This window comes from Thalassobacter sp., assembly GCF_982993085.1.
Genome location: NZ_CEZFMW010000086.1, coordinates 9,304 through 13,646 on the forward strand (window position 1 = coordinate 9,304; position 4,343 = coordinate 13,646).

The window sequence follows — 4,343 nt, forward strand, 5'->3', positions numbered from 1 at the left end:
CGGCAGGTCCGGTCGTTCCCTGCCGTGAGTGGCGTGAGCTCTATTCAGCCTTGGACTGCGGCGCTGTCGCTGCGATCCATCCGTTCTACACCGCCGCGATACGCGAGTTTCAGGCGGCGGGACGGAAAATCGTGGGTTCAGCCCCGGTTGGGCATGACGGGACGGCAGCATGGCTGTCGGCCATTGGCGATGCGTTCAATGTAAAGCCCGACATGATCGCGGCAGCACAGAACGCGTTCCTTCCCGCGATTAAGAGTGCACTGGCTGCAACGCCTGTGAACGGCACAATTACGCTTTCCGGTTACGAAGGCTCTGAGCTGTTGGTCGCCCGTCTTTTGATCGAAAGCGGTGCAAACGTGCCCTACGTTGGGACAGCCTGCCCCAAAACGGAATGGTCAAATTCGGACGTTGATTGGCTGGAAGCCAAGGGCGTTAAGGTCAAATTCCGTGCCTCGCTTGAGGATGATTGCGCCGCGATGGAAGCGATCAAGCCTGATCTGGCAATCGGTACTACACCCGTTGTTCAAAAGGCCAAAGAGCTCGCAATACCTGGTCTTTATTTTACCAACCTAATCTCGGCCCGGCCTTTGATGGGTCCGATGGGTGCAGGTAGCCTGCAACAGGTGGTGAATGCTGCGATGGAAAACAAACATCGCTTTGACCACATGAAAGAGTTCTTTGAGGGTGTCGGACACGGTGATACCGCCGGTGTCTGGGAAGGCGCGCCAAATCTGCGCCCGGATTTCCGCGCAACCCAGCAGAAAAAACTCGACAAAGCGGCCCGCGCTGCAAAAGCGCAGGAGATGATCTGATGCTTATTCAAGATCATGACCGCGCGGGCGGATACTGGGGGGCTGTTTACGCGTTTTGCGCGGTAAAGGGCCTGCAAGTGGTGATTGACGGCCCCGTTGGCTGTGAAAACCTGCCTGTAACATCCGTTTTGCACTATACAGACGGCCTGCCGCCCCATGAATTGCCGATCGTAACGACCGGTTTGGGTGAAGAAGAGTTGGGTCGCGACGGCACCGAGGGCGCGATGAAACGCGCATGGGGTACGTTGGACCCTGCCCTGCCCGCCGTTGTTGTGACGGGCTCTATCGCTGAGATGATCGGCGGCGGCGTGACGCCCATGGGCACCAACATCCAACGGTTCCTGCCACGCACCATCGACGAAGATCAGTGGGAATGCGCCGACCGTGCGATGACTTGGATCTTTACTGAGTTCGGAATGACCAAAGGCCGCATGCCCCCTGAGAAAAAGCGCGAAGAAGGCGCTGCACCTCGGGTGAATATCCTTGGACCGATGTATGGCACCTTCAACATGCCATCTGACCTTGCTGAAATTCGGCGTCTGGTCGAAGGCATCGGTGCAGAGGTCAATATGGTCATGCCGCTTGGCACGCACCTCGCAGAAATGCGCAATTTGGTGAACGCTGACGTCAACATTTGCATGTACCGCGAATTTGGTCGGGGCCTTTGCGAGGTTCTGGGCAAGCCCTACCTGCAAGCCCCCATAGGGATCGAAAGCACGACGGCGTTCTTGCGTACTTTGGGCGCGCAGCTGGGCCTTGATCCTGAACCGTTCATTGAGCGTGAAAAGCATTCCACCATTAAACCCGTTTGGGATTTGTGGCGCTCAGTGACGCAGGATTTCTTTGCGACGGCCAGCTTTGGCATCGTAGCGAACGAAACCTATGCGCGCGGTATCAAGAAATTTCTCGATGTTGACCTTGGCCTGCCCTGCGCCTTTGCAGTGGCACGGACCGCAGGCAAAAAGACCGACAACGACGAAGTGCGCGCGATGATGCACTCAAAGCGCCCACTGATCGTTATGGGGTCGATCAACGAGAAAATGTATATGGCCGAGATGGCTGCGGGACATGGGCCAAAGCCCGCGTTTATTCCCGCCAGTTTCCCCGGCGCCGCCATTCGTCGTGCGACTGGTACGCCCTTTATGGGCTACGCGGGCGCGACGTATATGCTGCAAGAGGTCTGCAATGGCCTGTTTGACGCCCTGTTCCATATCCTGCCCTTGGGCAGCGAGATGGACAGCGCCGCAGCCACCCCCACGACCCTGCGCCAAGATTTCCCTTGGGATACCGACGCGCAGAAACTGTTGGATCGTATCGTAGAAACCCACCCCGTTTTGACCCGGATTTCCGCGGCCAAAACACTGCGCGATGCTGCAGAGAAATCCGCGCTGGAATCTGGCGCGGAGCGGGTTGTGCGCGAAACGGTCGAGGCGCTTGCGCCGAAAGAAATCTTTATCAAGGATGAGGAGAACAGCCATGTCTGATCAAACTTCGAATGCCCCGCATTTGGCGCGCCACTCCAAGGCACCCACAGCGGAATATTGGTTTTATTTCGGGGTTATCCTGATGGCTGCTCTGCCGATTGCTGCCATTGGCACCGCGATCGCCCTGCTGACCTGTAACCGCGAGGCGGTGCGGGAAGGTGTCCTGCGCAAAGCGTGGGCACAGGCGCAGACAGCCACATCCCTCATATTCTCGGCCTAAACCCCGAGTACGTATTTCACCCCTCTGACAGGGGAGAAAGGCCGACAACGCAATGAGGTGTTGTCGGAGCCCGGCCGCAGGGTTTGCGGTGTCAGCTAACCACTGGAGATCTCCATGGCTGATAAATCTGATCTGTCCTTCACAGGTCTCACTGATGAGCAGGCTCAGGAGCTGCACTCGGTCTATATGAGCGGGCTCATCCTGTTCACGATCGTAGCGTGCGTCGCGCACTTCCTGACGTACATCAAGTTCCCTTGGTTCGCAGGTTAAGGATATGGACGTGTCGAAATTTTACAAAATCTGGCTCGTTTTTGACCCCCGTCGCGTTTTCGTGGCCCAGGGCGTCTTCCTTTTCCTCCTGGCTGCGATGATCCACTTGGTTCTTCTCAGCTCAGGCCTGAACTGGTTTGAAACTGCAGCTGGCATGTAAGCCGCTGCCCACGACATCGGTTGCGGGCGGCTTTGGTCGCCCGCACCTATCTATCCAATTTCAAATACGACGGCCCGATGACGATATCGATCAGATGATCGCCTAACGCCGGCATAAAAACGCGGAGAAAGAGTATGGCACTGCTCAGCTTCGAGAGAAAATACCGCGTCCGCGGAGGGACGCTGATCGGTGGCGATCTGTTCGACTTCTGGGTCGGTCCATTCTACGTGGGCTTCTTTGGGGTAACGACGATCTTTTTCGCCGCTCTCGGGACAATTCTAATATTCTGGGGGGCTGCCATGCAGGGCACGTTTAACCCTTGGATCATCAATATCGCCCCCCCCGACTTAAAGTACGGGTTGGGTATGGCACCGCTCATGGAGGGCGGGCTTTGGCAAATTATCACATTCTGTGCGGTCGGCGCCTTCGTCAGTTGGGCCCTGCGCGAGGTAGAGATTTGCCGTAAACTAGGCATGGGATATCACGTTCCCGTGGCGTTCAGCTTTGCAATCTTCGCATATGTAACGCTGGTCGTTTTCCGTCCATTGCTGATGGGCGCATGGGGCCATGGTTTTCCGTACGGGATCTTTAGCCACCTCGATTGGGTGTCTAACGTGGGCTATTCCTACCTTCACTTCCACTACAACCCTGCACACATGTTGGCGGTGACGTTCTTCTTCACCACGACGTTGGCGTTGGCGTTGCACGGCGCGCTGATCTTGTCGGCAGCCAACCCTGAAAAGGGCGAGGAAGCGAAAACACCCGATCACGAAGACACGTTCTTTCGGGATTTCATCGGGTATTCCGTTGGGACCTTGGGCATCCACCGTGTTGGCCTTTTGTTGGCGCTGAATGCAGGCTTTTGGTCGGCGATCTGTATCATCATTTCCGGCCCCGTCTGGACCAAAGGCTGGCCCGAGTGGTGGAATTGGTGGCTTGATCTGCCGATTTGGCCCTCTGTCCGCGCAGCAGCTGCAGCAGGAGGGATGTAATCATGACCATGTGGCCTGAATATCAAAACATCTTCACCCAGGTGCAGGTACAAGCCGAGCCCGAAATGGGCATGGATGACAGCGGCGAGATGTCGGCAGAGCGGACAAAATCCGCAACGTTCAGCACCCTTGTCGGTATCCTTGGTAACGCCCAGCTGGGCCCGATCTATCTTGGGTTCTACGGGATTATCTCGCTTGCGACGGGTTTGTTGTGGTTCAACATTGTTGGCTTCAACATGCTGTCACAGGTGGGGTGGTCGATCCCCGAGTTTATCCGTCAGTTGTTCTGGCTGGCTCTTGAGCCACCTTCGCCAGAATACGGTCTACGGATGCCACCGCTGAATGACGGCGGTTGGTACATCATCTCCAGCTTCTTCTTGCTGGTGTCGGTGTCGTGCTGGTGGT

General features: G+C 56.6%; 6 protein-coding genes and 1 pseudogene. All 7 read left to right on the plus strand.

All coding sequences use genetic code 11. The features are described from left to right. On the plus strand, positions 1-812 hold an 812-nt coding region (locus AC4GMC_RS12935), incomplete at its 5' end, for a nitrogenase component 1 (RefSeq protein ID WP_487878792.1). Continuing rightward, positions 812-2,296: a chlorophyllide a reductase subunit Z gene (bchZ, locus tag AC4GMC_RS12940; RefSeq protein WP_487880164.1), complete on the plus strand. Its 1,485-nt coding sequence runs from the start codon at positions 812-814 to the stop codon at positions 2,294-2,296. The genes AC4GMC_RS12935 and bchZ, both read left to right, overlap by 1 nt. Next, positions 2,289-2,516: a cytochrome PufQ gene (pufQ, locus tag AC4GMC_RS12945; protein ID WP_038007385.1), complete on the plus strand. Its 228-nt coding sequence runs from the start codon at positions 2,289-2,291 to the stop codon at positions 2,514-2,516. The genes bchZ and pufQ overlap by 8 nt, the downstream gene beginning before the upstream one ends. Positions 2,517-2,630: 114 nt before the next feature. Beyond that, positions 2,631-2,786, plus strand: coding sequence for a light-harvesting antenna LH1, beta subunit (gene pufB / locus AC4GMC_RS12950; protein ID WP_038007388.1), 156 nt, complete (start codon positions 2,631-2,633; stop codon positions 2,784-2,786). A gap of 10 nt (positions 2,787-2,796) precedes the next feature. Further along, positions 2,797-2,946 carry a light-harvesting antenna LH1, alpha subunit gene (gene pufA / locus AC4GMC_RS12955; protein WP_038007653.1) on the plus strand — a complete coding sequence of 50 codons (150 nt, stop codon included), beginning with the start codon at positions 2,797-2,799 and terminating at the stop codon, positions 2,944-2,946. 134 nt (positions 2,947-3,080) lie between these two features. Further along, entirely contained in the window at positions 3,081-3,938 is an 858-nt protein-coding gene (gene pufL, locus AC4GMC_RS12960; RefSeq protein WP_487878410.1) for a photosynthetic reaction center subunit L, read from the plus strand. Between the two features lie 2 nt (positions 3,939-3,940). Continuing rightward, positions 3,941-4,343, plus strand: a pseudogene (locus tag AC4GMC_RS12965) (photosynthetic reaction center subunit M); the annotation flags it as partial.

Excerpts from the sequence above, each read along its gene's own strand:
- pufQ (WP_038007385.1), top strand. The coding sequence starts at position 2,289 with ATGTCTGATCAAACTTCGAATGCCCCGCATTTGGCGCGCCACTCCAAG.
- pufL (WP_487878410.1), top strand. The coding sequence starts at position 3,081 with ATGGCACTGCTCAGCTTCGAGAGAAAATACCGCGTCCGCGGAGGGACG.
- bchZ (WP_487880164.1), top strand. The coding sequence starts at position 812 with ATGCTTATTCAAGATCATGACCGCGCGGGCGGATACTGGGGGGCTGTT.
- pufB (WP_038007388.1), top strand. The coding sequence starts at position 2,631 with ATGGCTGATAAATCTGATCTGTCCTTCACAGGTCTCACTGATGAGCAG.